The sequence below is a fragment of the Streptococcus sp. AS20 genome, assembly GCF_000524255.1.
GTDB lineage: Bacteria > Bacillota > Bacilli > Lactobacillales > Streptococcaceae > Streptococcus > Streptococcus constellatus.
In genome coordinates, this window is sequence record NZ_JANS01000005.1 from 418825 (window position 1) to 444969 (window position 26145).

General features: G+C 37.3%; 26 protein-coding genes. 1 reads left to right on the plus strand and 25 read right to left on the minus strand.

All coding sequences use genetic code 11. The annotated features are described in order from the left end of the window. Positions 1 to 5: 5 nt before the first annotated feature. The 24 genes from HMPREF1514_RS03055 to HMPREF1514_RS03170 form a co-directional block, all read right to left on the minus strand. A complete protein-coding gene (locus tag HMPREF1514_RS03055; protein WP_003043254.1) occupies positions 6 to 248 on the minus strand; it encodes a hypothetical protein in 243 nt (80 codons plus the stop codon). A 54-nt stretch (positions 249 to 302) separates the two neighbouring features. Next, the gene (locus HMPREF1514_RS03060; RefSeq protein WP_037597132.1) at positions 303 to 4352 is read right to left on the minus strand and encodes a PBECR4 domain-containing protein; all 4050 of its coding nucleotides are present in this window, start codon (positions 4350 to 4352) and stop codon (positions 303 to 305) included. Further along, positions 4339 to 4701: a hypothetical protein gene (locus tag HMPREF1514_RS03065; protein ID WP_003043642.1), complete on the minus strand. Its 363-nt coding sequence runs from the start codon at positions 4699 to 4701 to the stop codon at positions 4339 to 4341. The genes HMPREF1514_RS03060 and HMPREF1514_RS03065 overlap by 14 nt, the downstream gene beginning before the upstream one ends. 54 nt (positions 4702 to 4755) lie before the next feature. Beyond that, entirely contained in the window at positions 4756 to 6600 is a 1845-nt protein-coding gene (locus HMPREF1514_RS03070; RefSeq protein WP_037597133.1) for a VirD4-like conjugal transfer protein, CD1115 family, read from the minus strand. After that, positions 6597 to 7139, minus strand: coding sequence for a hypothetical protein (locus tag HMPREF1514_RS03075; RefSeq protein WP_037597134.1), 543 nt, complete (start codon positions 7137 to 7139; stop codon positions 6597 to 6599). Before HMPREF1514_RS03075 ends, HMPREF1514_RS03070 begins: the two co-directional genes overlap by 4 nt. Positions 7140 to 7198: 59 nt before the next feature. Further along, complete coding sequence (locus tag HMPREF1514_RS03080) at positions 7199 to 8083, minus strand: LPXTG cell wall anchor domain-containing protein (RefSeq protein ID WP_037597136.1); 885 nt, start codon at positions 8081 to 8083, stop codon at positions 7199 to 7201. A 75-nt stretch (positions 8084 to 8158) separates the two neighbouring features. Next, a complete protein-coding gene (locus HMPREF1514_RS03085; RefSeq protein ID WP_003043458.1) occupies positions 8159 to 9022 on the minus strand; it encodes a hypothetical protein in 864 nt (287 codons plus the stop codon). A gap of 2 nt (positions 9023 to 9024) precedes the next feature. Next, entirely contained in the window at positions 9025 to 9255 is a 231-nt protein-coding gene (locus tag HMPREF1514_RS03090; RefSeq protein WP_003043203.1) for a hypothetical protein, read from the minus strand. Positions 9256 to 9267: 12 nt separating this feature from the next. Continuing rightward, positions 9268 to 9909 (minus strand): hypothetical protein, encoded by a 642-nt coding sequence (locus HMPREF1514_RS03095; protein ID WP_084635977.1) that lies wholly within the window; start codon positions 9907 to 9909, stop codon positions 9268 to 9270. Positions 9910 to 9933: 24 nt separating this feature from the next. Continuing rightward, positions 9934 to 12564 (minus strand): phage tail tip lysozyme, encoded by a 2631-nt coding sequence (locus tag HMPREF1514_RS03100; RefSeq protein ID WP_037597138.1) that lies wholly within the window; start codon positions 12562 to 12564, stop codon positions 9934 to 9936. Between the two features lie 13 nt (positions 12565 to 12577). Continuing rightward, positions 12578 to 14941 (minus strand): VirB4-like conjugal transfer ATPase, CD1110 family, encoded by a 2364-nt coding sequence (locus HMPREF1514_RS03105; RefSeq protein WP_037597139.1) that lies wholly within the window; start codon positions 14939 to 14941, stop codon positions 12578 to 12580. Next, on the minus strand, positions 14895 to 15254 hold the full coding sequence (locus tag HMPREF1514_RS03110) for a PrgI family mobile element protein (protein ID WP_003043212.1): 360 nt from the start codon (positions 15252 to 15254) through the stop codon (positions 14895 to 14897). The genes HMPREF1514_RS03105 and HMPREF1514_RS03110 overlap by 47 nt, the downstream gene beginning before the upstream one ends. A gap of 70 nt (positions 15255 to 15324) precedes the next feature. Then, complete coding sequence (locus tag HMPREF1514_RS03115; protein WP_003043521.1) at positions 15325 to 15795, minus strand: hypothetical protein; 471 nt, start codon at positions 15793 to 15795, stop codon at positions 15325 to 15327. A 21-nt stretch (positions 15796 to 15816) separates the two neighbouring features. After that, positions 15817 to 16566: a hypothetical protein gene (locus HMPREF1514_RS03120; RefSeq protein WP_037597141.1), complete on the minus strand. Its 750-nt coding sequence runs from the start codon at positions 16564 to 16566 to the stop codon at positions 15817 to 15819. 11 nt (positions 16567 to 16577) lie between these two features. After that, positions 16578 to 16805 carry a hypothetical protein gene (locus HMPREF1514_RS03125; protein ID WP_003043547.1) on the minus strand — a complete coding sequence of 76 codons (228 nt, stop codon included), beginning with the start codon at positions 16803 to 16805 and terminating at the stop codon, positions 16578 to 16580. A gap of 1 nt (position 16806) precedes the next feature. Then, positions 16807 to 17160, minus strand: a complete 354-nt coding sequence (locus tag HMPREF1514_RS03130; protein ID WP_037597142.1) for a hypothetical protein — start codon at positions 17158 to 17160, stop codon at positions 16807 to 16809. A gap of 362 nt (positions 17161 to 17522) precedes the next feature. Beyond that, entirely contained in the window at positions 17523 to 17789 is a 267-nt protein-coding gene (locus HMPREF1514_RS03135; protein WP_037597143.1) for a thiopurine S-methyltransferase, read from the minus strand. Next, positions 17789 to 18673 (minus strand): replication initiator protein A, encoded by an 885-nt coding sequence (locus HMPREF1514_RS03140; protein ID WP_037597145.1) that lies wholly within the window; start codon positions 18671 to 18673, stop codon positions 17789 to 17791. The genes HMPREF1514_RS03135 and HMPREF1514_RS03140 overlap by 1 nt, the downstream gene beginning before the upstream one ends. Further along, the gene (locus HMPREF1514_RS03145) at positions 18673 to 18864 is read right to left on the minus strand and encodes a hypothetical protein (RefSeq protein WP_003043393.1); all 192 of its coding nucleotides are present in this window, start codon (positions 18862 to 18864) and stop codon (positions 18673 to 18675) included. Before HMPREF1514_RS03145 ends, HMPREF1514_RS03140 begins: the two co-directional genes overlap by 1 nt. Before the next feature lie 363 nt (positions 18865 to 19227). Continuing rightward, complete coding sequence (locus tag HMPREF1514_RS03150; RefSeq protein ID WP_037597146.1) at positions 19228 to 20070, minus strand: alpha/beta hydrolase; 843 nt, start codon at positions 20068 to 20070, stop codon at positions 19228 to 19230. Further along, the gene (locus HMPREF1514_RS03155; RefSeq protein WP_037597148.1) at positions 20063 to 21391 is read right to left on the minus strand and encodes a PTS sugar transporter subunit IIC; all 1329 of its coding nucleotides are present in this window, start codon (positions 21389 to 21391) and stop codon (positions 20063 to 20065) included. Before HMPREF1514_RS03155 ends, HMPREF1514_RS03150 begins: the two co-directional genes overlap by 8 nt. A 156-nt stretch (positions 21392 to 21547) precedes the next feature. Next, the gene (locus HMPREF1514_RS03160) at positions 21548 to 22477 is read right to left on the minus strand and encodes a hypothetical protein (RefSeq protein ID WP_037597149.1); all 930 of its coding nucleotides are present in this window, start codon (positions 22475 to 22477) and stop codon (positions 21548 to 21550) included. A 177-nt stretch (positions 22478 to 22654) separates the two neighbouring features. Further along, positions 22655 to 23521, minus strand: a complete 867-nt coding sequence (thrB, locus tag HMPREF1514_RS03165; protein WP_037597150.1) for a homoserine kinase — start codon at positions 23519 to 23521, stop codon at positions 22655 to 22657. Between the two features lies 1 nt (position 23522). Beyond that, on the minus strand, positions 23523 to 24809 hold the full coding sequence (locus tag HMPREF1514_RS03170) for a homoserine dehydrogenase (RefSeq protein ID WP_037597152.1): 1287 nt from the start codon (positions 24807 to 24809) through the stop codon (positions 23523 to 23525). A 177-nt stretch (positions 24810 to 24986) separates the two neighbouring features. On the opposite strand from HMPREF1514_RS03170, the gene HMPREF1514_RS03175 reads away from it, so the two are divergent. After that, positions 24987 to 25937 carry a polysaccharide deacetylase family protein gene (locus HMPREF1514_RS03175; protein ID WP_037597153.1) on the plus strand — a complete coding sequence of 317 codons (951 nt, stop codon included), beginning with the start codon at positions 24987 to 24989 and terminating at the stop codon, positions 25935 to 25937. A 32-nt stretch (positions 25938 to 25969) separates the two neighbouring features. On the opposite strand, the gene HMPREF1514_RS09415 is transcribed toward HMPREF1514_RS03175, so the two are convergent. Then, the gene (locus HMPREF1514_RS09415) at positions 25970 to 26131 is read right to left on the minus strand and encodes a hypothetical protein (protein ID WP_006269581.1); all 162 of its coding nucleotides are present in this window, start codon (positions 26129 to 26131) and stop codon (positions 25970 to 25972) included. Between the last annotated feature and the right edge of the window lie 14 nt (positions 26132 to 26145).

Consider the following 26145-nt stretch of genomic DNA (forward strand, 5'->3'; position numbering starts at 1 on the left):
TTTGACTAAACAAGTGTGCCTTTTAAGGCTTCATATTCTTCGTTTGTCATTTCCTCTAAAGTAACAATGGTTTCCTGATAAGCAGTAACTAAATCTGAGTCGACTTCTAACAAAAAGTTAAAATCTTCCTCCAATTTATGAATAGCTCCTTTACGAGGAAGACTAATAAAATTTTCGTTTCGTGTCTGGTTTCCATTAGGATAAATGTGATAATAATTACTCATCAGTATCATCTCTACGTTGTCCATGTTTATCTCCTTTTCGTTTTCGATTGAGGTCTGCCATTAAAGATTGAACAGGCTCTAAGGTTCGTTCAGCTCTTGGCGAGCTTGTGATTTTTTTGGCGGTTCTTCTTGTTCCCTCTCTTTCTGTTTAGCTGCTAGTTTTTCTTGTGACTGTTTCTTAAAATGATTCATCTGTTCCATGAATTTCGATTGGGCTACTGTCTTGGTGACTTGTTTTTCTAGAACAGTGTCTAGACGACTAATTAAACTTTTAGCTTCATTTTGGACAATAGAAAGTTGTTCCTCTAAATCTGAAAGTGCTTTAGGATCTCTTGACCAACCTGCCAGGTAAGCAAAACTATACTCACTTGTATCCAGTCCATAATGATTAGCAACCACGTACGCAACAGACTCCGCTTGAAGTTCAGCTGTACTTCTTTTCATTGCATTTTCCGATATATTTTCTGGATTATGAAGGTCACTATGTGCCATTTCATGAAAAATTGTTTTAAGGGTTTGTTGCTCAGACATCCCTCCTTTAATCACAATTTCATTAGCTTTTGGCGAGTAATAGCCATTCCCTTTTTGACTCCAATTAGAGTCAATCTTAAAGCTAACGCCTTTGTCCAATGAAACAGTTTTAGCTGCACGGTAAAGGTTAGCATAGTCTTCATGTGTCCCCTCCAATTCATAGATTGCTTTTGGAAGTTCCTTTCCGTTAGTCTGTGAAACATCAAAAACAGGTACTAATCTAAAACGAGTAACCTTGATTTCATTTCCGTTTTTATCAAGCATCGATTGACCTGTCTTAGGATCTTTTTGAGTCACTGTTGAGGGTGCCCAAACCCTCAAAGCTTTTGCGCCTTTATTGATATATCTACCAAATTCTTCACTCCAACAATTGGCAGAAGCAACCTTGCTTATCTTAGGATTTTGCGCTAACAGTAATTGAATATTACGAGGTGAGTAGTTATTAAAATGGCTCATAGCCGTTAAAAATGTCTTATATTGGTCAGAGTCAAAATACTGCTTCACTCCTTCTTTCATATGTTGTGCAAGAGTCCTAGTATCATTAGCAGCAATCATTTCTGATACACTTCTAGTATCCATTTCTGGTTGAGAAATATTTTCTATTTGCGTATCTTTAACATTAGGGCCGAAAGGATCTGTTCCTTGGCCGTACTCCACCTCATCAGATAAGCCATCCGCATCTGAGTCTTGAACAATCTCAATTTTTTGTGCCTGTCTTTGCTTCTTCTCTTCAGCTTTCATCTGGTCTATAGCTCTGTTTTCTTGTAAGGTCATCAGCATTTCTTTACCCCCGTCAGTAATATAATCTCGATTGACAGATAAGGTTCTAATTTCATTGTCCTTTTTCGCAAACACTCCTAAAACGACCTTTTGATCAGGTTCAATTGTTTTATAAATCTTCTGAGAGAGCTTCATAAGCGAGGCAGGAAAGGTTGATTGATCATCGGTCTTCAATGCTAATATCAGATCCTTATTTTCAGGTTTGATACCTTTTTCCAGTTCCAGACGTTGAAATTTTTGTACAGTGCTTAAATCATTAAAAGTAAAGGCTTTAGCTTCCAGCAATTCAGACAGCATTGGCAGAACTTTTATCTTGTCATTAAATCCTTGACCAAGTGTCACATTTTTAAATGTAGTGTGACCAGAAGCGATTTCATCAATGAATTTCTCTGCAACTGAAGGTAGATGTTCGTCATAAACGGGCATGATACCAGTTAAGTGCATCCAATGTCGCTTTTCAAAGTCGACTTCTAAAAAGCGGACTTGCTCCTCTTCACTGAAAGCGTAAATAATTTTCTGGTCTGCAAAATCGTTCAAATAATGTTGGGCTGAACTTTGTAAACTATCTGAATAGCTGTTCAGTATACGTACGTCCTTCTCTTCAGGATAGTGATAGCCACTGCGTAATTTAAACCTTGACTTTGTTGTCCTGTCAATGTTAAAATGTAAGTGAACATTGGCAGGAAAATCAGGTTGAGTCTTTGACTCTTCGGGTTGCAGTGCTATCCCTGAAACTTCGGTTTCTAAAGAACTGAAATTGCGATTGAACAATTCGCCCCCAGTGTTAGATGGCTCTTGACTTCGGTCAAGAGCTTTTTGTTGTTCCATTGATAGGTTAGTTTCTTTCTCTTGTTCTGTACTATCTAGTTTAACATCAGGAACTTGTTTTGCTTTATCTCGAAAACTAGACAATTCAGCATCTAATTCAGATTTCCAGACATCTGGATTATACCAGTCTTCTTGATAGACTGTCGGTATAAAATCAAGAACGTGTTGCACCTCACTGGCAGTCGCATTCTGCTCCTTGAGCCAGTCAACCACAAATGGTTTCGTATTAAATTCTGGAGAATGATAGATTGAAAACAATTCTTCTCCATACTCTAGTTTCTCTTTTTCTAATTGTTTTAGATGTTGTTCTTGACGCAATTCATCTAAATAATATTGAACTGGTGTGATCCATTCCCACCGCTCTGTATCAAGTGTTTTCAAATAAGAAATAACGGATTGAACTTCTTCAGAACTAGCATTCTCTTCTTGTAAATACTCCATCACATCTGGTTTACCAGCTAGAAATTCTGATTGATACAATTCTTCTAAGCTAACTGTTGGTTGTTGCATAGTAGCATCCATTTCTTCCACTGACAAAACTCCAAGTCTCTTTAGATAAGTTGATGTAATCGTTTGACCTTCCTGATATACCTCTATCTTTAATGAACTGCTTTGAAGTATTTCTTTCTGAATAGTAGTTAGTGATTGACCTTCTAAGAGTAAAGCCGTTTGGGTCTCTGGTACGAGACGAACGGCTCCTAGACCATTATGAACCAAATTCCAGAAATCCTTTGGATGGTCATTCAAAATATCTAACTCTGGTCGCCCCATTACATCAAAGTAGTTACGAATCGCTCGATGGTCATCGCCTCTTGCACCATATTCCCAAGAACTGACCATCCGACCATCTGGGAAAAGATACTCTGCTGTACTAATATCATCAGTATAATGTTGCATAACTTCTTCAACATAACGATCTAGTATTTCTGTATTAAAAAAAGGAATCTGAAACTCCTTATAATCATTCTCTTCTGCCATCGTTTTTTCGCCTGCTTTTTCTTTCTGCAAATACTCATTCCAGTCCATTTTCTTAACGCCATCACTTTTTGGGGCAAGATCGATTTGAAAAGGAATGTTATCTTCTTTCAGTTTTTCAATAAACTTCAATCCTGCCTCATCATTATCAACGGCAAGAGTAATAAGATTGGGATTATCTTCAAAAGTGCTTGTTGTCTTCAAAATGTTATCTAAAGCGTTGAGGATGTCCTTTTGTGACCGTTCCTGACTAAATCTACCATCTGTTAGTAAATCAGCCGTATAACGACTTATAACGCTCTTTTTGACACCATCCATTGCAACTAGCCTAACATTCTCTAAACTATCCTTGTGCAACTCATAATAGCTCATAAGGTCAATAGGTGCCTCTAGGAAGATAAGACGATTAGGTGTTCCAATATCAAAGCTAAAGCCTGACATACCATCAGAACGTGTCATAACCTGTTTTAAGCGCCCTCTTTCAGGATACTGAACCCAATTTTCAACTATTCCTTGTAGGCTTGCTCCAATTATTTTGCCATCAACATTCCTAGATTTAAAGACAATAACTGGTTCAAAATAATCTCCCTTTTTACGAGTTGCTTCAGCTAGGTTTCCCTGGTTTAGAAAAGCATCAATTGTTTCTTCAGACAATCCCCTTTCCTTTCTGAGATATTCTCGCCCTAGGTCAAAATTAGGATGTTCATAAGGCTCTAAAATATATCGAAAAGGTTCAGGTGGTTTTTCATCAATAACAACCTTTGCAAATTCTCCTGTTTCCAAAAAATGTTTAGCTTCTTTGAAAGAGACCCCTTTAATTTCTTGAACAAGACTAAAGACATTTCCCCCTTTATCTCGAGAAAACCAATGCCAAATATTACGATTGGTATTGATTTTGAATGAATCATGTTCTGTCCAATAGTAAGTATTGCCTGATTGACGCTTCATTTCCATCCCTAAAGCTTGGGCAACATCAAGGATAGACATTTTCTTTAATTCTTCAACTGTTGCCATTTCTGATTCCTTTCTTTATTGAAGTATCAAAATAGTGTTCTGCCTCTGATTTTATTTGTTCATAGATAGCACGACTTGGTTCTAAGAGATTGACTTCTAATGGTTTCATCTGATGACGTTCATAATAAAAGAGGCTAGGAGCAATTTTTAAAAAGTCATGATAGGTTAACTCTTTTAGACTCCTTGAAACTAGTAAAGTTTCAATCATAGCTCTAGGAGTATCTTCTTTGATTTCTTGATTAAGAACAAGTTGTCGTACAGCTTCAACAAGCGCATAAGACGGTAATGTTCTTTCTGCCTCTTCAAAAAAGCCCATCCCATAATGGGTTGGATTTAGTGTTGTTGTCATGTTTTTTCCTCCATCAGTAAAAGCTACCTAACCAGGTAGCTTTACTTGCATTCTTTAAGCAGCAGGGTATTGTGAGATAAATTCATCAATACCAGCAGGTGTTTCCTCAATTTGGTACTCTTTAGCAACATTTTCTTCCCATTCGTCAATATCAGACATGTAACGTTTGTATTTATACCATTTCCCATCATTTGGATGTTCTGATAGTTCATCATAAAACGGATGAGACTCCAGAACAAATTTCTTATCTCGGTAAACATTAAAGGTATCAATAAAGACCAGCGTTTCATCAAGTGGGATACGAGCAATTTCATCCGGTTTAAAGAGTGTGCGACCAAGTGATTGAGTGCTTTCACTAGAAGATCCTTGTTGGCTGTAAGTAACAGACTGATTTTTAGTGTTAATCGTTTGATCTCCAGAACGCATTGATAAATATTTCATGGTGTCTCCATCATTTGTCCCTAAATAAATCAAACTACCGCAGTTATTAAATATCGTATCAGCTTTATGTTTACCGTATAGTCCTTCTACCTGCGATCTAGCTTGCACTACAAAGTCTATGGAGATTTCTCTAGAACGGACAGATGCTTGTGACTCTGTAAAATTAGGAACAACACCAAGCTGGGCAAATTCATCAAATCTTAATTTCAGATGAATTAAATCATCATAACCAAGGCCTTCACGTTCACCTTTGATAATCTCGTCAGCAACCTTTGGAGCCACCTTCAATACTGTTGTAAAGAAAAGATTAGCCAGGAAGTTGTAAGACTTATCTGTCTCTGGAATGGAGATAAATACAGCAGTCTTTTCAAGTTGCCATTTCTCAATTTCCATCGTATCATCACTTACAATATTCCTTATAGCGTCATGGTCAAATACCGCAAAACGAGCGGATGTTACTGCTAAAACAGACATAAAAGTTTGTCCCCCAAAGTTAGCCATAAACAAATCAAATTGTTTACAAGCATAGTTTCCTGGTAAATCTCTTTCCAAAGCTGCAAACATTTCTTCAATCGGGCTTGAAACATCAGGGTCTTCTCGTTTTAAAGACCGTAACATATCCGCCACCATCGGAATATTTGGCATATACTTTTTTAAAATCAAGCCATCAAAATACAAGTAACCAATTAAAGCCCGAATAAGGAGAGTTTCGGCTTGCATCCAGAAATTCTCTCCTGTATTGGTAGATACGTTCGTTCCCTCAATGATTGATGTTGTTACTCTATCAATATCCAACTCAGAATCCATATAATGAAAGACGTTAAAGCGATCTGAGTTTAAGAAGGTGATTAAATCAAATATTTTTAATTTATAGCCTTTTCTAAGCAAATGATTTCCCGTTTCATGAATTGTCAGGCCTTTTGGGTCTGTCATCATAAATGAGATATTGCTCTGTAAAATATTGGGTTTAAACACATTTCTAGTTTTACCTCGCCCTGACGAACCAACAATCCCCACATTTTTATTAACCTGCTTACTATACGGGAGTCGTTTGTTATAAAGTCCCATCTGGGCATGTTGTGACAAAATCATATTATTTTCTGGTAGTTCATCACGTAACCCCATCAGCTCCGTAGTCGTCGCCAAACGGGCTGTACCATGTTCTTCTCTGGAGCGATAGGTACCAGTATCTTCTACCCTCAGATAAAGAAATATAGCAACTAAAAAGCCCAAGCCGCCAACTCCTAGAGAAATCAATGTTGGCTGCAGATCAATAATACCATTAGCAAATGGATGCTGTATCATCCATTGAAATCGTCCTATTCCCAGAGGGTCTGACATGCTAATAGTGTCAGGAGCCATCAGGAATAGTTTCGTTATAAAGTGTCCTAAATAGAAGAAGATTCCCCCCAAGACTAAGTAAGGTTTAAAGGCGCGCTGCTTTCTCTCTTCAGTCATGCTTTCACCTCTTCTTTGATGGATTCTTTCTTTGCTACTTTAGTCACTTGAGTGGCCTGTTTAGCTTGGATAGCAGCTCTACTTTGTTCCTGGTAATAAGCTAACCGTTCTTTAACATTCATATTTTCTGGTGTCTTTACCAGTTTTTGACTGACCTTGGCCAACTTATCAGGTTCAACAACTGCCTCAAGTGTATCACTAAAGGCCTGCTCTACCATGGCCTTATTTTTAGTTTCAAAAGCTAGAGTCATAGTACTATCTGGCATTTCTCTCACACTGAAACCAATTTGATAATCATTTAAATATTCTTTTAACCGTTCCAAATTCATCTCTTCACTGCGAAACTGCTTAATTTCCTTTGGGGCATCCGTGGCCATAAATTTATTCCAATTGGTTTCTCCTACAAAAGTTTTATTAGTTTGATAAGTCTGGATACGGTCTTGAATCGTCTCAGTCATATAAAACAAAATTTTGAGGAATAATTCCCCGGTTAGCTTGCTAACATCTTTAATTTTATATAGAGTTTGTTCCTGTTCCATTCAATTTCCTTTCCTAATCAAAAAGCAGCAAGTAACTGCTTACCGCTGCCAGCAATTTATTAACGTTTGAGTGTTTCTCTTTTAAAAAGAACCGCCACAACTAAAGCCAGAATGCCAAGACCTAGTGTCATCATTAACACTCCTGCTTTCTCACCTGTATGAGGAAGGGTTTTCTTTTCTCCTGCCTGATCAGTGACTGAAATAGTTTTATCTGCATTAACTGTCCCTCCAACTTCTTCTGGACTGACTGTAGCTCTGGAACCGTCCGCATAAGCTACAACTACCTGACTATTCACGGTTGAGACAATTTGATAACCCGTATTAGTGTAAACTGGAGCAGCTGGAGTCACATTCTGAACAATTTGACCTGTCACTTGTGAAGTCGTACCAACTTGACTAGCACCTGCATCAACAGCTGTTTGCGCAGATACGTTAGGTTTATTAGTTGGTACATCTACACTTGGAGTTAAGGTTGTTTTTCCGCCATCAACCGTTGGAACAGTCACTGTCTTATTATCTGTAGCTGTTGTACCTGCACTAGCCGTATCGGTTTGACTTGGCTGGGAAGATGGTTTTTGTGTGGTATCTTTAGAGGGGGATGGTGTTGTGTCTTGCTTATCTGTACTAGGTTTTACAGTTGAAGAAGAATCCTTTGGTAATACCGCATCATCCTTACTTGGTTCTGTAGTACTTGGAGTTGTTGGTGCTGTACTAGTCGACGTATCAGAATTAGGGGGTGTTACATTTGGCGTTGCTGTATTGTCAACAGGTGGGATGGTAGGTGTAGGATTAGTCTTTGAGGGAGTTGATGAAGGATGTGTAGGTGTGACAACGACACTGGCTGTTGAATCAACGGGAGCTGAACCTTCGTCCGCAAAAACTGCTGCCTGACTAAGAACCAAGCTAGATAGTGTAACAAGTGCAATAAATGATGTTTTTTTCATGATAATTTTTCCTTTACTTTTAATATACTGTCTTAAATACTTTATTTATAGGCTTTTAAGAAAAAGACGGCCAAACTATTTTGGATAGTTACTGCTTTTAGGCGCTGATATTACTTCATAACCATGAGCTGCTTTAGGATTAACCTTAACCGTAAACGCCAGGCGCAAAGTTTCTCTTGTGTCACCATTCTTTTTGACAGAGAGCACATAACTAACCTGATAGCCTTTTTTTCTATATGTGATACCTTCCAAAATTACAGATTGGAGAGTACCTGTTTGGGAATCCAGACTTTTCTTCTGGAGATTTGTTGAAAGATATTCTGAAAAATATTTTTGATTACCCGTGAAATAATTGGGTAAGAAGAAACGGCTGAAAGCATCAATGGCAGGTATCTTCTTTTGCAAAGTCTCCAGCTGCGATACCCGATTAGTCAAAGATTGTGTAGTTTGCCTCTCCTGGTAAAGACCAGAACCTAACGCTGCTACCCCAAGACTCCATAACAGAAAGAGAAAAACAATCAAGGAAGGTCGCTTTGCTCTAGCCACTGCTGTCTGTCTCGGTATTTCTTGCTTATATGGTATTGAGAGAGGTTTTTTTGCCTCTTGTTTAGTCTTTTTTACAGGCACTTCTTCCTTAGAGGATTTCTCAGACGAACTGATTGAACCACTGACTGAAGGACGCCTGGGAAATGGAAAGCCTGATTTATCTTTAAGCTTTCCAAAGTTGATTAAATAAGCATCCGCATCCGTTTCAATGGGGAGAGATATAGTTGTTTTTTCAAGTTGTTTACCATCCTGGTCAAAGTGTTCTAAAATTTTCTCCTCTTTGCTTTTAGCTTGGCGTACACGAGCACTAGCAATATCTAGGAAAGCTAACAGCTGATCTCGTGTTTCAAATCGATCCTCTGTGTCAGTTTCTAAATCCTTAACAATAAACATGTTTAATTTCCTCCTAATGGACTAGAAGCGATCAGCTTTTCCAGGTCGCCTCTAGACTTGTTGTTTTCTTGAAGCAAAAGGGTGATATACTCTGCCTCTAAATTTCGATTCTTTTGGACTTGAATCTTGACTTTTTGAGCGATATCATCAGCCTGTAATTGAAGTTTTCGGAGTGCTTCCTCTCCCGTTTCCAAGCGTTTCTTAAGATCTGCACTCGTTTGTTTTTTAGCCATTTTCTTCCTCCTTTACTTTGTTTTGTCTGAATTTGCAGTTGTGCCGTTGTTACTTGTTGCTGTACCATAATTAGGATAATCACTGTTTGACTCAGTATTAGATACCAGCAATATTGATTCCTTTTTATTGACCAACAATTTATTATTTTGTTGCACATAGGTCAAACGAAGAGTGGATTCATTTGACACATTCTTTTGAGCTTTTTCATAATTATTTTTCTTTGCTAATAAAGTATTGGTGTAACGAACTTTAGCAATAGCAACCTTATTCTTTGTATCAATGTAAATTTCCGCTTCTTTAAAGATATAATCTACCACGTAGCCTTTATAAGCTTGATTAGTTGCTTCATCTTCAGTTGAAGTCTCTTGATTATACATGGCATCCGTCATATATTCTTTGTATCGGTTACGGTTTTCACTAAGATCTTTTTTCGTATAATACGAGACTAAAAAATTTTTTACCTGCTTTTGGGTTAATTCTTTTGTTTTTTCTGACTTGATTGTGGTCGTCTTATTTTCTTTACTAGAAGGATTAGAGCTAGTATTTTTACCACTAGCCCCTATACCATATCCAATAAGTAATAATAAAACAGCACCAACAACAAGCCCAATGACTTTTACCCGTTTCAATTTGTCCATATCTAACATTTTCATCAATATTCGTTCCTTTCTATTTTGTCATCTTGTTGCAAAGGTATAGTACGCTGCTGGACGACATACTCGCCAATGGATTTGCGATTGATTTCCTGCGTAATTGAGCTCGCTGACTAAGAAACTACCATCAGCATTGACAACCTCTACTATGCCAACATGCCCATATTGTGGCAACGTACCATCAAATCCCCCAGCAGTAGAGACGACTGCTCCTTCAACTGGAGTCGCAGAAAGTTTCCAACCTTTTCCAATAAGAGACATGACCCAATTTTGCCCATTTCCTAAGTAGCCATAACTACCAGATAAATCTGTAATTTTTCCTAATTCTACTAAACGATTATAAGCGTACCAGGTACATTGCCCAACTGGATAGCCATTGCCTGCTTGAGTTGTCATGGCTGCCGTTGATGGCGGCTGTTTGATTTGGCTTCGATACTCTTCCGGAAAATTCCAAGAAGAAGCTAGAGTTCCACTTCCCTTAATGGTTTGTTTGAAATACATCAGCATTTGTTTCGCATTATTTTGACGTTGGGCGAGCTTATCCCCAGCATTGCCCTCCCATTGGTTTAAGAAACGGGTGGTTAAGGTAGCGACATTCTCATTACTCGTTAAAATAGATTTTAAAATGTGAATATAATAAGGATTATCTCCTTCTAGCATGAAGTCAATCTGCAGCTCCAGGTCATACCACTTCTTCCCTTTTGACTTTGCATAGTTTCTAAGAAGTGTATTTCGAATTGCTCCATCCGAAGTATCTGTCCACATGCCAAGTCCTAAGCCGCGGTGAATGACTAAAGAGCCGACACTGGCTCCTTGAGCAAAGCCCATATTGAGCCAATTTTCATCATCCCAGGAAGAAGCAGTTGCCCCAATCGGTGGACTTAAATAATCACTTTCTGCTCGTTTAGCCTTGATGTTACTTTCTGTCGCAAAATTTCCAAGCACAGCAGCTATTCCATTATCTGTCGCATTCGGAATTTTCTTTTTAATGTGATCCCGAACGGCTCTAGAGCGTTGGGCTAAATCTCCTGAAATATCAAGATTAGTCATGACAGAGGTAGTCTGTGTGTAGTTCACCAGTCGAAAGTAAAAACCAACGTTCACGTACGTCCATTTGGCTTTTTGTTTTTTTGTCGCCTTTTCTTCTTGTTTCTGGTAATAAACTTCTTGACCAGTACTGCTCTTAACAGTTCCAATGAACGTACCTTGTTCAATGGTATCTCCTGTCTTGAAACGGATACCTGACACATCTTTATAAGTAAACTTAGATTCCTTGGTTTCAATCGTTATATCAGTGCCTGAAACCTTAACAGTTCCAGACATAACCGCCAAAAGTTGCTGCCCTGCATTAGCCTGAAGAACTGACCCATAATAGATTTTGCTTTTACTGATATAGCCAAAACGTTTGATAATGCGCAAGGGGCTATTATAATGGGCCTCGTCTTTATCTGTATAGAATGGGTTGTCTAATTCCTGATAAACGCTATAGCGTCCCAATTCTTTAGACTCTGATAATAGCTCCTCATATTCTTTCCGTTCATCTTTTGAGAGAATCATCCATGCTATTTTACTATCTTTTCCATACAAATCAGCCATTTCTTTAAGATGATCAGTATCACTATTTAAATGATTCCAGATACTGGTCAAGGCATTCTTATATGTTTTCGAGACATCACTTCCTACTTGATTACTGGTTATCCACCTATCATCTAATTTATAATCCCCATATCTATAATTCATATAAAAAACAATATCATCAATGTTTGTCCAATAATCAACCTTATCCGTCGATTTTTCACGATCAATCTTTGATAGATACAACCATGACTGATTGAGTTCAAATTCATCCTGTTCCATAGCCGTTGGTGGGTTTCCACCTGTAAAAATAGCTAAAATCAAGAATAGCACAAACATAGTAATATAAGCCTTTAAAGATAGTGGATTTTTCAAAATAGTACGTGCTGGTTTCGTAAATACGTTAAAAACCCTTGAAGTAGTTTTAGCCGTCTTTCCTAGTTTAGAACGTGCTAAACGGCCTCTTATCTTCTTTAATCGATTAGCTACTTTGGTTTCCCAGCGTTCATTTTTAAGAGTTCTGGTGAACCCTCTACCTCTTGCGAAATTATAACCACGATTTCCAAGATTATAAGCACCTCCTACCATTGATTTACCAAGATTATAGGAGTATTTAGCTATCTTCTTGCTTTGTCGAACGGTTGCTTGATTATGTCTAATCTTTTGACGAGAAGAAGCAATATCTCCCAGAGTATCATTGTCTCTAACCGTACTTTCAGCAGTACTTCGGGTGGTTTGATACCCTTTACGAGTCACCTTTTTAGTCCTGGATCCACCATTTCGTTTAACCGCTGCTTTGTGAACTTTCTTAAAGACTTTGTACTTTTCACGTGCCTGATCTAACTTTTCCTTAGAGGCTTTTAAACTTTCAGCTTGTGTCTTTTTAATGACACGATACTCTTGCTTAGCTGAACTGACCTCTTGTTTGGCTTCACGTTGATAACGACGGGCTTGTTTAACGCCTTTATGGGGTTTGTTTTGAGTTTGATTTTCTTGAATACGTTGGTTAACTTGTTCTTTGATACGTCTACGTTGGGCAATCTTTTGTTCTACCCAAGTTGACTGCTTCTCTTCTGTCATCCCATCACCTCACTTAGGCATCTGTTTCTGCTAAGTTATATAGTTTAGTTCCTTTAGGGATTTTATTTTCAAATGGGACAATAGTTGATCCCGCAACGATTAAACCAGATCCTTTTTCTTTTGGATGCTTAATGTACTTAATCAGTGCTTCAGGGATATCAATCACTTGACTAAGACTCTGCAAGTCTTGCTTACGATGTTTCAACAAAATCATAAACTCACTATTAGAAAGAAGGTTACGACCTTCCTCATAACTAATGATTGTTCCAATATTTTGAGTAATACCTGTAGGGATACCACCATACTTCCGAATACGTGCCCACAATTCCGCAAAGAAAGCAGCATCCGTTGGATTACGGAAGGTCAGATGTAATTCATCCCAGAAAAGACGAATAGTCAGGATACCTTGACAATCAATAACTTGTTGCCAAATATAATCATGAAGAACCATCAAAGCAAAAGGTTTCAATTTCTTAGATAGGCCTTTTAGATTAAAGACAACTAGATGATTAGTAAGGTCAACATTGGTCTCATGTGCAAATAGATTGAGACTGCCTCGGGTATAAATTTCAGCTTTTGTGGCCAATTCCTTAGCTGCTTCTTCTGGCTGTTCTTCTAGGACATCTTGCCATTCCTTTAGAGTTGGGTGGTCATAACGCTTGTAAACCTCTGTTGTCACACGATCAATAATGGTAATATGATCATCCGTGACTTCTTTCAAAACAGACTCGAATAATCCCATCAAAAGGTTTGCCTTATCAGCAATCAAATCAATTTCTGTTCCGTCCTCATTGAATAATTGTTCATCCGTGTTCGTCAAATCCAACAGATTGATATGAGTAGCGGACTTTGTGGAAATATCAATGACTTGACCATTGAACTCATGGCCAATCTTTGTGTACTCTCCTTCAGGATCCACTATGATAATACGATCTTCAGGAAATTTAAGAATAGTTGGAATGACTTCAGTTGTTTTAATGGTCATCCCTTTACCAGAACCAGACGAACCGATACAAACACCATTAGCAGCATTGAGTTCTTTACGGTTTAGGGTAATAGCATTATGAGAAAGTTGATTTTGACCATAATAAAGAGCTCGAGGGCTATCAGACTGCAAATCAACGTTTGTAAAAGGAATTTGAGTAGCTAGGTTATTAGTAGTCATTGGACGTACAAACTCACTCTTAACATTTAAGAAAGTGTGCCCAATTGGAAGTACTGTATTAAGCGCTTGTTCTTGGTATCGATAACAATCTTCAAAACGCACTCCTAGCTGACGACCTGCTGCTTTAATCTTATCGCTATTTAGATTCAATTCCTCCAAAGTATCTGCTACCACATAGACAGCAATCATTCCAGAAAAGGCCTTTTGGTCGTGTTCCGTGATCTCTTCTCGCCATTTACGAGTCGTTTCACTTGTTTCCCTAGCTACTCCTGAAGTAGCAAGCTCAGGATCAAGTCCTTGCATAGCTCCTTGGCGTTGATCTTTGACCATTTCAATTTTGACAATAGATTGTTGGTTCGTCAATTTTTGAGTAAAATCCCCAGGTTCATAAGGCGTTGCCTGAACAGTAAGCGCCATCTCTACCCCTACATCCGTTATTTTTTTAATCAGTTTGTCAGTTAACCAAGTTGGGTAGTGGCGAACAAACATTATACGGGCTTGTTTCTGCTCAATCTTTATGCGGTCTTCAATGAATTTCATGTAGCTAGGAGCAATAAAATCCTTGGCAAACAAACCTGAAAGAGCCATATCTTTATAAGTGTAAGGAAAGACACTTTCATGATGAAGAAACCAATTAAAAATATGAAGACGGTCTAATCCGTTCAATTCGTCAAATGTAATTTCCATTTCCGCAAATTGATCATGGATAGTATCGGCCAACTCGTGCAGTTGCAAGTCTGCCTGTTGGCGTTCATAACTTTGTGTTGAAAGTGTTACATATTTTTCAAGTTTGAAATTCCGACGGTCAGAAGAAAAACGATTTTGGATAATCTGATTATATTCTTGACGATAATCATCATAAGCATCATCTTCTTCCTCATACAAGACCTTATCAAGAGCGTTCGTTTCAATCCGTCTATTGATAACGAGCAACTGATAGGTATTACCAACATCCAGACTATTGATTGCTTCAGCATTTGTGTCAATCACTTCTACTTTATCTTCAGTATTGGCAGAATTATAAGCCGTATCACCTAAGCGGTAAGTTCGTGACCACTCATTTCCTGCAATATTCATTAAGCCATCCTCAAAAAGGTTAGCAAAATAGATAGAATTTTGTGTACTGGGGTTTACCAAGCGTCTGAGACGCCCACGACGTTCTTTTTCAGCCTTGGTTAACTTCTTTGACCCCTTTTTTAGGTTTAAAATCATGTTTTGTATAGCTTTCTCCTTTCTGGTAGTCAGTCATAAACACACGCTCCTGGATAGTGAACTTAAATCTAAAAATTTCTTTTAGCTCTACGTCTTTTTTCGTTCCATAAAGAATAAAGGGTGTCACAATGACTGCTAATAAAACATAAGTCACAAATTTTGGAAAGTGTAAGAAATAAAGCAGGATACTCAATCCTGCTCCAAAACAAATTCCCAACAAAAAAACAAGCTGGCGCTTGGTACGACCAAATAGAATTGGCCGTTCATAGTTATCAAATTTCCTAAGAAATTCTGATCCAAGTTTATTATTCACTCCATCACTCCTCGTCATACAAAAAGCACCTTACAGAGTTGTAAAGTGCTAAATTATTTCTTTTCTAATATTAGTCAAGACCATCTCGAATCTCTCCAAATGTTGCCAATGCTGCAAAGACAGTAATTACAATTAAAAGAATCATTCCTTTGGTTTCACTAAATAGAGTAGCTGTAATCGTATCACCATTTGATACTAGGCTATTCTGCCCAGTAAAATTATAATAAGCTAAAGCTATTATAAAGTAACCAACCAAGATAACAACTGCAGAACCAATCCAATTACGTATAAAATACCATAAATATATAGGAGTCATCAGGAGGAAAAGAATCATTTTTAACAGCCATTCTCCAGCAACCAGAAGCACATAGCCAATGGTCTTGACTGCCACCATAAACTTACTTGAAGAATTAGGTTTAGTTGCCTCCTGAGTTTGACTATGGTTATGTTCTTGTTGAAATACAGCAGAGACCAAACGGTGAGCTTCTTCTTCATCGTGTGCATGAATGGTTATTTTTGACAATTCTTTATTCTCCGCCATCCTTTTTACCTCCTCATTTGATTACATCACTCCTAGAAGTGATTTTGCCTGACGTTGACTTCCCCACAACAGGAAGATAAAAATAATTCCTTTAGCAATGGATGTAAAAGCTGTAACCCAGCTTTCCCAAGTTCCAGACATATTGATAGACAACAAGTCACTAGTGACAAGAGCTGGATAAAGTCTAAGAACGATAAAGACTAATACACCTTGAAAAGCAACTGCTCCAAAATATTTTAAAATATTGATAGCTGTTGGACGAGTAATATCTGAAACAAAGAAAGCCACTAATAAAGGCCCAATAGCTTTTAAAAGATACATTTGGAAGAAACGCATCATCACAATCAGTTTCGTTGATAATTTAGCAACAAATTGAGTACCACCACCAATAAAAGTGATAACATTCTTGATAAACCAGCCCTTAATATGACCTAATTCAGAATTGAAATCCACAGATGAAGCTGGTACAACATGGTTAATCATTTTGATTGCAATATTGCTTATCTCTAGTATAGCACCAAAAATCCGTCCTGTCATCATGACTAGCATATAAGCAATAATATATTTAAAGGCAATTTCCATCCATAACTCAGACGTTAACCCTCCTCCTTCTTGTTTCATGGTCTTCCACCAGGAGTCCATTTCAATCAAAAAGAAAATTGAAATGATTATAATTGCAAGAGGACGGGTAGCACTAGCAATAGCATTGGCTGTATCATTAACCGTTGAATTATAGCCTGCTAAAGATTTTGTTAATTCACTTGCATTCACCAAATCCCCCCTTAGAAGTGGAGTCCACTCAATGCGGCAACAATTCCCGCTGCGATACCTGAAGCACCAGCAGCCAGCATGCCACCATAGAGCATACCTGATTGGCCACGTTCTTGTTGTTGTACATTATCGTTTTTCTTTCCGACTGAGAAGTCTTCCCAGCCTTGCCAAATACCAAAAAGTCCACGAACTGTTCCAACAACTCCAAGTGCTCCAACAACTGTTCTTACTAAATCCATATTAAATGATCTCCTTTTTCTTTTTAAATTTATTCTTTATTTTTTGAGGGCGATGGTAACCTTTGCCCGTGAGTATCAATATTGGTCTTCCTAAACGCCTTGCTTTACGAGCAATCAGTAAATGTTTACGTGAAACAGTTCTGATTTTCTTGTAAATATCCGCATAAGGAACTACAACATCAACAACTTGACGTTGGCCATTAACAATAGCTTGACGCTTAATAATGCCATATTTAGCTCTTAAAAAGAGCGTCTCACCCGTTTCAAGATAGGCGGTTACGTTACCATGTAACCCTAGTGTTTTTAGATCTGAGATAGTTACCTCAGTATCATATTGACTTTTAATTTCATTCATAGAGGTCTCTCCTTCTTGGTTTGAATGAAAGGCTGAATTGACAGCCATGCTGAAAGACTCTAAAATAAGTCTTTGCCGTGTTTTTTACGCAGGGTTTAAGTCTAGGAACCCTTACTCTTAAAGTACCTTATGACTACCCTTTTAGGCATGATATACAGTCATGTACTTTTGTTTTAATGGCTAGCACCAGATATCCTTTTCTGGTAGTAACACCGCCCCTCCTTCTTCTTTTTACGCTATAGCCATGCTAATCGGGACAGTCGGTCTATTCAGTTGTCAAAGAACTTTAAGTAGTTTAATGACTTGCTTAGGTCAAAAATCTAAAAATGTATGCAATCAGTGTCATAGACTTCCTCTTGAATCTACTGCCTTTTTGCAAGAGTCACTTTTTTAACCCACCTTGGATTGATTACAAAAGGTGGTTGTACATTTGTAAAATTCATACTGGCTCCAGTTGATAAGGAATTGCCAACCAATTGTTGTAATTCTTCTGGGTTGAATGTAATTGAAATCGTTTCTGTTGTTTTATCATAATACTCAATCAACATCTCTAGCTCTTCTGCTGGTTTTTGAGTTTCTCGCATTGCAGCCATTCTTTGTGACTCTCTATTATTTCCAAAAAGTGCCATTAGTTTATCCCCTCCCGTTTTCTTACAATATTATTCCATTCTGCTAGTAGTCCATTAAAGACATATTCAGCAATCCTCTCCGAGGAGCTAGCATATCTCATATTGTCTAAAGCATATTGATAACGCTCTTCAAAATTTAACAATATATAGCTTACTGTGGTCTCTGTAAAGTTATCTTTTAATAACTGTTCATGAACCAGATTCCAAATGTACTCCTTATCATAACGAGTCGCTTTATCCACTTTTCGAGAAAGTAATTCTAGGTTCTTTTCTTCCAAATTTCGAGAAGGAGATTCCTCCTCATCCTCAGAAAGAATTATTTTATTCTTATTCTTTTTAGTCTTACTCTCTTTAATATAAGTTGAGTCCGATTTTGAGACTTCTTGAAGTTCGTTTTTGGTACTTCTTGAAGTTCCATTTTCGAACTTCTGGAAGTTCGATTTTGAGACTTCCGTTGATTTTACTGGGTTTAAGAGGGGTTGTGCTTCTTCAAAAGTCATGTTTAGAATTTGAATATCAGTAATAACATTCTTCACATAGATACGATTAGCCTTGTTTAATCCTTGTCTAACTTCATCAATTAAGCTATATTTGATCAACTCTTTTTTTAGTTTAATAACTTTCGCTCTACCACAACCAAGATCTTCAGCAAGTTCTTCAATGGAGTAATAGATAAAGATATCTCCTGCTTCATCCACAAACCTCAAATCTCCTTTTCGGGTGCTGTCAAGTGAGACACTCAAACGATCTCTACAAAGCATGAATAATAATTTGGCTTCTGCTTTTAGTTTGCTGTAAAACTTAGTACCAATAATTACTTTAGGCAGTTGATAAAAATTATCACTGTTTAGAGCTTGTTCTAAAGAAATTCTTCCGTATGCCATTATTTCACCTCACCTGCTCTCAGCATGATTCCACCTTGTTCAGGAAATTTTATCATTCTAGTAGCTTCAAGATAGCCAAGTGAAGCAATAACACGATCACGTGACCACCCTGTCAATTCCATGAGTTCTACAATCACCATATTCTTTGATTGTCTTTGTTTAGCACGTAATTTTTTCTGATTCATATTCATAACAGAACAGCTCCTAAAATTGGTTTTGAGAAAAACAAAAGAGAGAACGCTTTTTTTGCGTTCTCTCAATATTATTTATTCAATTCTCCCAATTTGGGACACATACTAGGCAATAGTTTTTACGCATTCTCTATTCTCTCCACTGAAAGTTCTAAAATGAGGTTAGCTACTCAAAAAGTATTAAAAAACATCTCAGGTAATTGTTAAGAAAGTTCTGAGACTTTACGCCGAAAAGCACATGTTTGAGGAGAGCAAAAAGATATTTGATGGAGTATTGGGATAAAATAGTCTAAAAGCACTCAATTCTCCAAAAAGAGAACGAAGCTGTACTGACCCCCAAAAGTTGATATTACCATTAAACCACTAATTTTTTTGGTTCCTCTTGTTTTCTTTGTCCGTAAGGCGTTCTTGGATTAACGACACAACTTCATCATTGGTTGGCAAGTCAGAGTGTTGTGCATCTTCTCCTGTGACGGTAGTTTCTGTATAGTGAGCTGCTTGTCCTTGATAGATATACTTACCAGCACTTACACTTGTATCAGGAACCAATTCATCCGAATCATAAGTAATAGTCCCTGCTACGGAGTACATCGCTAAGGTCCTAGGAATATTTTTACGATTCTTAATAAAGTCAGCTAACATTTCTGTTTTGTTATTAATATTTGTTTCAGTAAAATTATAAGGCGTTCCGATTGTCATTAACTTTTTTAGATTCACATCATAATCTCCAAGATAATTCTCGATAAATGCTGTATAAATCAAACCGCCATTAGAATGCCCCAATCCTTTAAAATTATTGAAATTATATTTTCCTTGCAAGTCCTCAAACGCAGCATTAACCATTTTAGCTTGCTTTTTGATATTACTATAACCATCTTTATTATTTTCAAATCCAATAACAATAATCGGTTCATTGTCATTAGCAGCAATCGAACCGCTATAAGTAATCCGTCCATCGTTCCATACTTTCACTTTAAGTAAACTATGCTTAACCCCACGACGTCTTTGATTTAGTTTTTGAACCAAACTATCGAATCGATTTTCTGTAGCAGAACTTCCCGGTATCATAATGATTGGCGACAAACGAGCATTATAAAATTTAGCAATTTCATCGATATTTTTTCTTGTCCAACTATAAGAGGGGACTGCTAAAACAATGAGGAAAATTAAAACCGTTAGCAAAACAAGTTTTACTTGTTTAGTCATGCTTACCTCCTTTTGGATCTACTCGACGAAGTTCATCATGAATCTGATCATTAAATGTAACAAATGGAAGATATATCATAACATCAATGATAAAAATGAAAATACCAACTGCTAGAGCTCGCAAACTTCCTCCTGTCCCAATGAAAGCATATAGTACACTCGGTGCTCCGCTAGGAACCGGATACACAGCTGGTGGCATTAGTCTGAAATAAAGAAAAATACTGGCTATAAAGACATTTATCATGGGTACAAGAATAAAAGGAATCAAAAAAAGAAAGTTGAAAAATATAGGAATGCCAACCATGAAGGCAGCGCCATGATTAAAAAGAGAAGGGAAAATACTTTTCAAACTAACATCACGATCTTTGTCGCTACGAGATTTCCATAAAATAGCAACCAAGAGTGCCAATCCTCCACCAAGTCCTGCAAAGATACCATAGGCATCATAAAGATTTGTTGAGGAAAAGGGATAAGGAATTCCTCTCGTCGTATGTTGTTTTAAAGCATAATTAAGATTATCTAATGCAAACGAATCATTGACAAAAGGAATATTGTTAAAGAGATTGCTATTTCCAATCCAAGCACTAAAAGTCCGTAAGGCAGTGTTCATTTCAATCACGAAGATATTATTTCGATTAACAATTAAGTTTGAGAAAAAATTAGAAATGGTCGAAAATACATTATAACGATTACCTAAGAACAGAAAGAAATTGTAAATAAGTGCTAGAGACAAGGAAGAAAGAATGGGACGAACTGTTTTTGGACGATAAACAAAATATTTATCCACAATTTGATCATCACTTGGACTCGAAAAGCGAAAGATTTGCCCTACTATATAACCCATCAATATGGCAACTATTAAATTGATATTGACAGGAAGGCTAATTCTCATCAAGGCACCATCTTTTAAAAGTGCGGAGAATAACTTTCGCGAATGAATTAACAAGCTAAAAATAAAAGCAGTAATTCCTGCCGTTCCTGTGCTACGTCCATAGTGACCAGCCGTATATTTCGCGCTAAAATAAGTCGCTAACGGGCCCGACAGCCCACCTATCAAAGCAGTACAGTTTGTCAAAACCAATCCAATTGTCGAAAAATACGGAAACCAAGAGCGAACGTTGAATAGGTTGTTAATATAGCCATTTACTGAAAAAACCGACTCTGACAAAACCATTGTTATCGTTGTCAGCAAGAAAAAAGGAAATAGTGATACCAAGGTTTTTTGCGTAATTTTAATAAAACTATTCCGTCGAAAAGCAATCATCTTTTTCAGTAAATATTGATTTACAAATTTTTTTCTACCTAATTTATTGAAGATCATAGCTTGATTGTAGCATAGTTGAGACGACAATTCAATTAGACTAAGTAAAAATAACATGCTAAATATTTTGACGAATAACCATAGCAAATATTCAATAGTTTGTAAGTTAAATCTAAAAAAGCTCAGATAAAAATCCAAGCCTTAAAACATTTAAACTTACCCTAATTTTCTTGTAAGATATTTCTGTGATTGTGCGGAAAGAGCACTGATAATCGTACCCACAGCCCCAGCACCTGTGAACAATAATAGCAAACCAAGATTTGTCCAATAAGAGATATGTACTTCATTGCCATTTAAGATATAATTTGTCAGATAAGTAAAAGCGGTAAAAACATCTGCTCTTTCTGCTTTTGCAAGCTGAATTGCATAGTCAAATTGGTGCGCAACCAACATCATGATAAGCATAAAAACAACACTAATCGCGATACCAACTTTAGACAACTTTTTACCTAACAATTCGTACCCTTTTACTGTACAAACTCCCATGACAATTCCTGAGACAACAGCTACACAACCAAGTTGAGCAATCACTAAGGTAACAATTCCCCCTATCAAGCTTCCCAGAAATGCCCCTACTGTACCTGCTAAGATACTTTCTTTTTGATGATCATAAGCTTGATTGGCGATAGACAAATCCGAACTTAATTCCTGAAAGGCTTCTGGTGAAAGAAGCAACAAATTTCCTCCTACCTGATAAACATCCACTTGTCCTGCTTTTCCTGTCTGCTCGCACACATTTGTAAAATTTCTTTCTTTCAAAAAAGAGATAATATCTTGTAAGCCCTGACGAATATGCTCACGTGTTTTTCCTTTGGTCATACCTACTTTAATATCAAAGCTTGATTTATACAAATTAACTTGATAGGTTTTCAATGCCTTAGAAGACTTCGTCAACTCTTTAAATTCTTCCAAAGAAGGCAACGCTTCGCCATTTTTTACCGAACAACAAATACGGTATTGATTTTTTTGATTCATTTGTTCAATATAGAAAGTATAACCATCTTTCTGTCCAAAAATAACGGTTGATGTTTCATCAAACTGCAATCCCAACTCATCCGCAAGTGCCTGCAAATCAAGTTTATTCATAATTACACCCCTTTATATATTCTAATTTTATTATAGCATAATTTTAAATAATTAGACAAGAGGAAATTAGTTGTAGAAATATAAAAAGAGTTGCACTAATGTTAACCTGCACCCCCAATCGTTAAAGTTTCTGTCCAACTTTTTGGGATGCAGGTCATGTCAACTCTTTACCTTTTCTTATTTTTCTACTCGAACGCCTTTGCAATCAACCTGAAGTTCAAAAACTTGTCCTTTAAATTGTTGCTCTTCTATCTTCTCTTTTAGTGTATTCGAGCGCTCTTTTGGTACTAGAATCATCACAGTAGGTCCTGCTCCTGATAGATAAGTCGCATACGCACCATTTTCTTTTGCCATCATCTTGATTTTGGGAAATTCCTTAATCAAGCCTTGGCGAAAGTGCTCATGGAAGCGATCGGACTCAATAGCTTGTCCCGCTACTACCATGTCTCCCTTCATTAAAGCAGCAATTGCCACATTTGCTATCGAGCTTGCAGCAACAGCTTCTTGATAAGATAACTCTTTTGGAAGAACGCCACGGCTATCTTTTGTGCGCAATTCATAATTTGGGATGTAGGCAATAAGGCTTACTTCTGGAAATTTCGTCACAACTGTTGAAACTTCTCCGTTTACATAACTAGAAATCGTCAAATTACCATAAATAGCAGGTGCCACATTATCTGGGTGTCCTTCAATTTTGGTCGCAAGATTCAATTTTTCAGCATTTGACAACTGCAAATTTGCTAATTGATTGACTAGTTCAATCCCTGCAACAATAACAGAGCTAGAAGATCCCAAACCACGCGCCAAAGGAATATTAGTCGTCATTTTTAAATGATGAGGTCGGATGGCTGGAGCAATTCGACGCGCTACTTTAATCAACAAATTCCGTTCATTTGAAGGAATGCGCCGCCCTAAATCGTGCTCAATAATCCACTGGTCACTTTTTCCTAAAACTTCAATGATCAGATATTTACTGACAGCTACACCAACCGAATCAAATCCCGGACCGATATTAGCACTCGTTGCAGGTACAATAATCTTCATTTTATTCTCCTAATACTTTGAACGTATTCAATAATTTAAAACCAGAAGTTGCCTGCAACTTTCGAGTGACATTTTCTAGTTGTGTTTTGTTGACAGCATGGGTAATAATCACAACGTGTTCAGTATTTCCGTCTGTTCCTTGCTGTAAGATTTGCTGCAAGGAAACATCCTCAGTATTAAAAATTTCTGCCAAACGTAAAACTTGACCTTTCGAATCCGGTGTCAATATTGAAAAGTAGTAAGAACTCTTAACATCTTCTGGTTTTGCAAGGACTCGTTCACGTTGAAACTCATTAAAAGCTTTTCCAACAGTTCTCTCGTTGATCCGGCGAACAATCCGAATGATATCCGCAACAACACTTGTTGCTGTAGGTTTTTGTCCAGCACCTGGACCATAATACATCGACTCACCAATCCCGATAGATTCCACAAAGACTGCGTTCATCACACCATTCACACTAGCAAGAGGATGAGATTTTGGTAAAAAAGTCGGTGTGACTTCTGCAGCAAGACCTGATTTTGTTTCTTCAATAGAACCAACTAATTTGACAACATAGCCTAATTGCTGCGCAACTGTTACATCCTCTGGTGTAATCTTGCGAATGCCTTGATGAGCAACATCTTCAAATTTAACTGTCATGCCAAAGGCGAATTGACTCAAAATAGTCATTTTATAAGCAGCATCAATGCCATCGACATCATTGGTTGGATCACTTTCTGCAAATCCAAGTTGTTGCGCTTCAGATAACGCTGCTTCATAAGACCAACCTTCTTCTAGCATTTTAGTCAGCATGAAGTTAGACGTCCCATTGACCACACCGAGAATACGCGTAATTTTATCAGATGCTAAAGAATTAACAAGTGTGCGTAAAATCGGAATCCCTCCTGCTACCGCTGCTTCATAGTAAAGAGCCACCTTATTTTTATTAGCAATTTCAAGCAACTCCGCACCATGAACTGCTAACAAATCTTTATTTGCGGTAACAACATGCTTACCCGCCTCTAATGCACGTGTAATAAAGTTTTTTGCTGGTTCGATACGCCCCATCAACTCAACAACAATACTTACTTCCTTATCATTTAAAATTTCGTCAATTGTCGTAACAAAATTAAAATGATTCCCAGCTGCTAACGAGCGCTCTTTTTCAGCAATATCTTTCACCAATACTTTCGTGATTTCAATTTCTGAATGAGCTGCTTGCACAATCTTCTCATTATTTTCTTTTAATAAAAATGGAACACCACTAGCAACTGTTCCAAAACCAAGTAAAGCAATTTTAATAGACATAGGCACTCCTTGCGATTTTTATGTTTTTCATTATAGCAAATAAACTTATTTTTTTCTACTGAGCAAATTCTTATATTTTTTATAAAAATAATAAATTATTCTTTAAAATTTTATAAACTGACGCTAAGAATTATGATACAATAAAATTAGTGATTTAATAATCAAAGGAGTTCTACAATGGGAAAACATTCTGGTAATCGTTCTGCACGAAATCGTATTCGTAAAAGGAGACAACGGCGCACTATTATTAGTCTCATCTTATTGGTCATTCTAGTAATCGCAGGGACATTCATGTGGAAACACTCTGGAGTAAACCTCGCTAATAACCAAACAAAATCTGCTGGTTCAACAGTAAATAAATCTTCTTCCTCACAATCAACAGCTAAAAAGACAATGGACTCTAGTCACAAAAAGACTAAAATCAAATGGGTGAAACAGGATCAACCGGTTAAATTTCCTATTTTGATGTATCATGCGATTCATAATATGGATCCTTCTGAAGCAGCAAATGCAGGTTTAATTGTCTCACCAGAAACATTTGAAAGTCATTTAAAAGCCTTAAAAGATGCTGGTTATTATACTCTTACTCCAGAAGAAGCATATAAAGTTTTGACTGAAAATGTCCTTCCGGAAAATAAAAAAGTCGTTTGGTTGACTTTCGATGATAGTCTGAGGGATTTCTATACAAACGCCTTTCCATTGCTTCAAAAATATCAAATGAAAGCAACAAACAATGTCATTACTGGCTTTGTCGAAAATGGGCGCGAAGATATGCTAACTCTGCAGCAAATCAGAGAAATGAAAAAAAAGGGAATGTCTTTTGAAGATCATACGGTTAACCATCCGGATTTATCCCTTGCAAATGCAGAGACACAAACGACAGAATTACAAGCTTCCAAACAATACCTAGACAATAACCTTTCACAAAATACGACAACGGTTGCATATCCTTCAGGGCGTTATACTCAAACAACGACACAGATTGCTGAAAGCCTTGGTTATAAAATGGGATTGACAACCAACAACGGACTGGCTTCTCTTAATGACGGACTTTTAACCCTCAACCGTGTTCGCGTCAATCCGACAACAACTGCACAAGATTTATTGAATGAAATTGCTACAAACTGAAAAATAGGACTTAGCTCAAAAATGAGCAAGTCCTATTCTTTTTTCTTTTGTGCTAATTTCTCACGCTCCAAACGAAACTTTCGGTTCGGATTGAGTTTGTTAAAAAGTTTTTCGAGCTTTTCTTCATTCCAGACATCTGCTGCAGAAACAAAATTACCATTTTCATCACGAAAGGATATCGGTTTATCACCCACAGTATCACTCCTTT

What these genes read in the sequence shown, in the direction of transcription:
- HMPREF1514_RS03135 (WP_037597143.1), bottom strand. Translation starts at nt 17,789, where the DNA reads ATGGCACTTTTTGGAAATAATAGAGAGTCACAAAGAATGGCTGCAATG.
- HMPREF1514_RS03170 (WP_037597152.1), bottom strand. Translation starts at nt 24,809, where the DNA reads ATGTCTATTAAAATTGCTTTACTTGGTTTTGGAACAGTTGCTAGTGGT.
- HMPREF1514_RS03090 (WP_003043203.1), bottom strand. Translation starts at nt 9,255, where the DNA reads ATGGCTAAAAAACAAACGAGTGCAGATCTTAAGAAACGCTTGGAAACG.
- HMPREF1514_RS03085 (WP_003043458.1), bottom strand. Translation starts at nt 9,022, where the DNA reads ATGTTTATTGTTAAGGATTTAGAAACTGACACAGAGGATCGATTTGAA.
- HMPREF1514_RS03145 (WP_003043393.1), bottom strand. Translation starts at nt 18,864, where the DNA reads ATGAATATGAATCAGAAAAAATTACGTGCTAAACAAAGACAATCAAAG.
- HMPREF1514_RS03105 (WP_037597139.1), bottom strand. Translation starts at nt 14,941, where the DNA reads ATGATTTTAAACCTAAAAAAGGGGTCAAAGAAGTTAACCAAGGCTGAA.
- HMPREF1514_RS03155 (WP_037597148.1), bottom strand. Translation starts at nt 21,391, where the DNA reads ATGATCTTCAATAAATTAGGTAGAAAAAAATTTGTAAATCAATATTTA.
- HMPREF1514_RS03160 (WP_037597149.1), bottom strand. Translation starts at nt 22,477, where the DNA reads ATGAATAAACTTGATTTGCAGGCACTTGCGGATGAGTTGGGATTGCAG.
- thrB (WP_037597150.1), bottom strand. Translation starts at nt 23,521, where the DNA reads ATGAAGATTATTGTACCTGCAACGAGTGCTAATATCGGTCCGGGATTT.
- HMPREF1514_RS03055 (WP_003043254.1), bottom strand. Translation starts at nt 248, where the DNA reads ATGGACAACGTAGAGATGATACTGATGAGTAATTATTATCACATTTAT.
- HMPREF1514_RS03125 (WP_003043547.1), bottom strand. Translation starts at nt 16,805, where the DNA reads ATGGATTTAGTAAGAACAGTTGTTGGAGCACTTGGAGTTGTTGGAACA.
- HMPREF1514_RS03065 (WP_003043642.1), bottom strand. Translation starts at nt 4,701, where the DNA reads ATGACAACAACACTAAATCCAACCCATTATGGGATGGGCTTTTTTGAA.
- HMPREF1514_RS03115 (WP_003043521.1), bottom strand. Translation starts at nt 15,795, where the DNA reads ATGGCGGAGAATAAAGAATTGTCAAAAATAACCATTCATGCACACGAT.
- HMPREF1514_RS03080 (WP_037597136.1), bottom strand. Translation starts at nt 8,083, where the DNA reads ATGAAAAAAACATCATTTATTGCACTTGTTACACTATCTAGCTTGGTT.
- HMPREF1514_RS03075 (WP_037597134.1), bottom strand. Translation starts at nt 7,139, where the DNA reads ATGGAACAGGAACAAACTCTATATAAAATTAAAGATGTTAGCAAGCTA.
- HMPREF1514_RS03095 (WP_084635977.1), bottom strand. Translation starts at nt 9,909, where the DNA reads ATGAAAATGTTAGATATGGACAAATTGAAACGGGTAAAAGTCATTGGG.
- HMPREF1514_RS03060 (WP_037597132.1), bottom strand. Translation starts at nt 4,352, where the DNA reads ATGGCAACAGTTGAAGAATTAAAGAAAATGTCTATCCTTGATGTTGCC.
- HMPREF1514_RS03140 (WP_037597145.1), bottom strand. Translation starts at nt 18,673, where the DNA reads ATGGCATACGGAAGAATTTCTTTAGAACAAGCTCTAAACAGTGATAAT.
- HMPREF1514_RS03130 (WP_037597142.1), bottom strand. Translation starts at nt 17,160, where the DNA reads ATGAATGAAATTAAAAGTCAATATGATACTGAGGTAACTATCTCAGAT.
- HMPREF1514_RS03150 (WP_037597146.1), bottom strand. Translation starts at nt 20,070, where the DNA reads ATGACTAAACAAGTAAAACTTGTTTTGCTAACGGTTTTAATTTTCCTC.
- HMPREF1514_RS03100 (WP_037597138.1), bottom strand. Translation starts at nt 12,564, where the DNA reads ATGACAGAAGAGAAGCAGTCAACTTGGGTAGAACAAAAGATTGCCCAA.
- HMPREF1514_RS03175 (WP_037597153.1), top strand. Translation starts at nt 24,987, where the DNA reads ATGGGAAAACATTCTGGTAATCGTTCTGCACGAAATCGTATTCGTAAA.
- HMPREF1514_RS03070 (WP_037597133.1), bottom strand. Translation starts at nt 6,600, where the DNA reads ATGACTGAAGAGAGAAAGCAGCGCGCCTTTAAACCTTACTTAGTCTTG.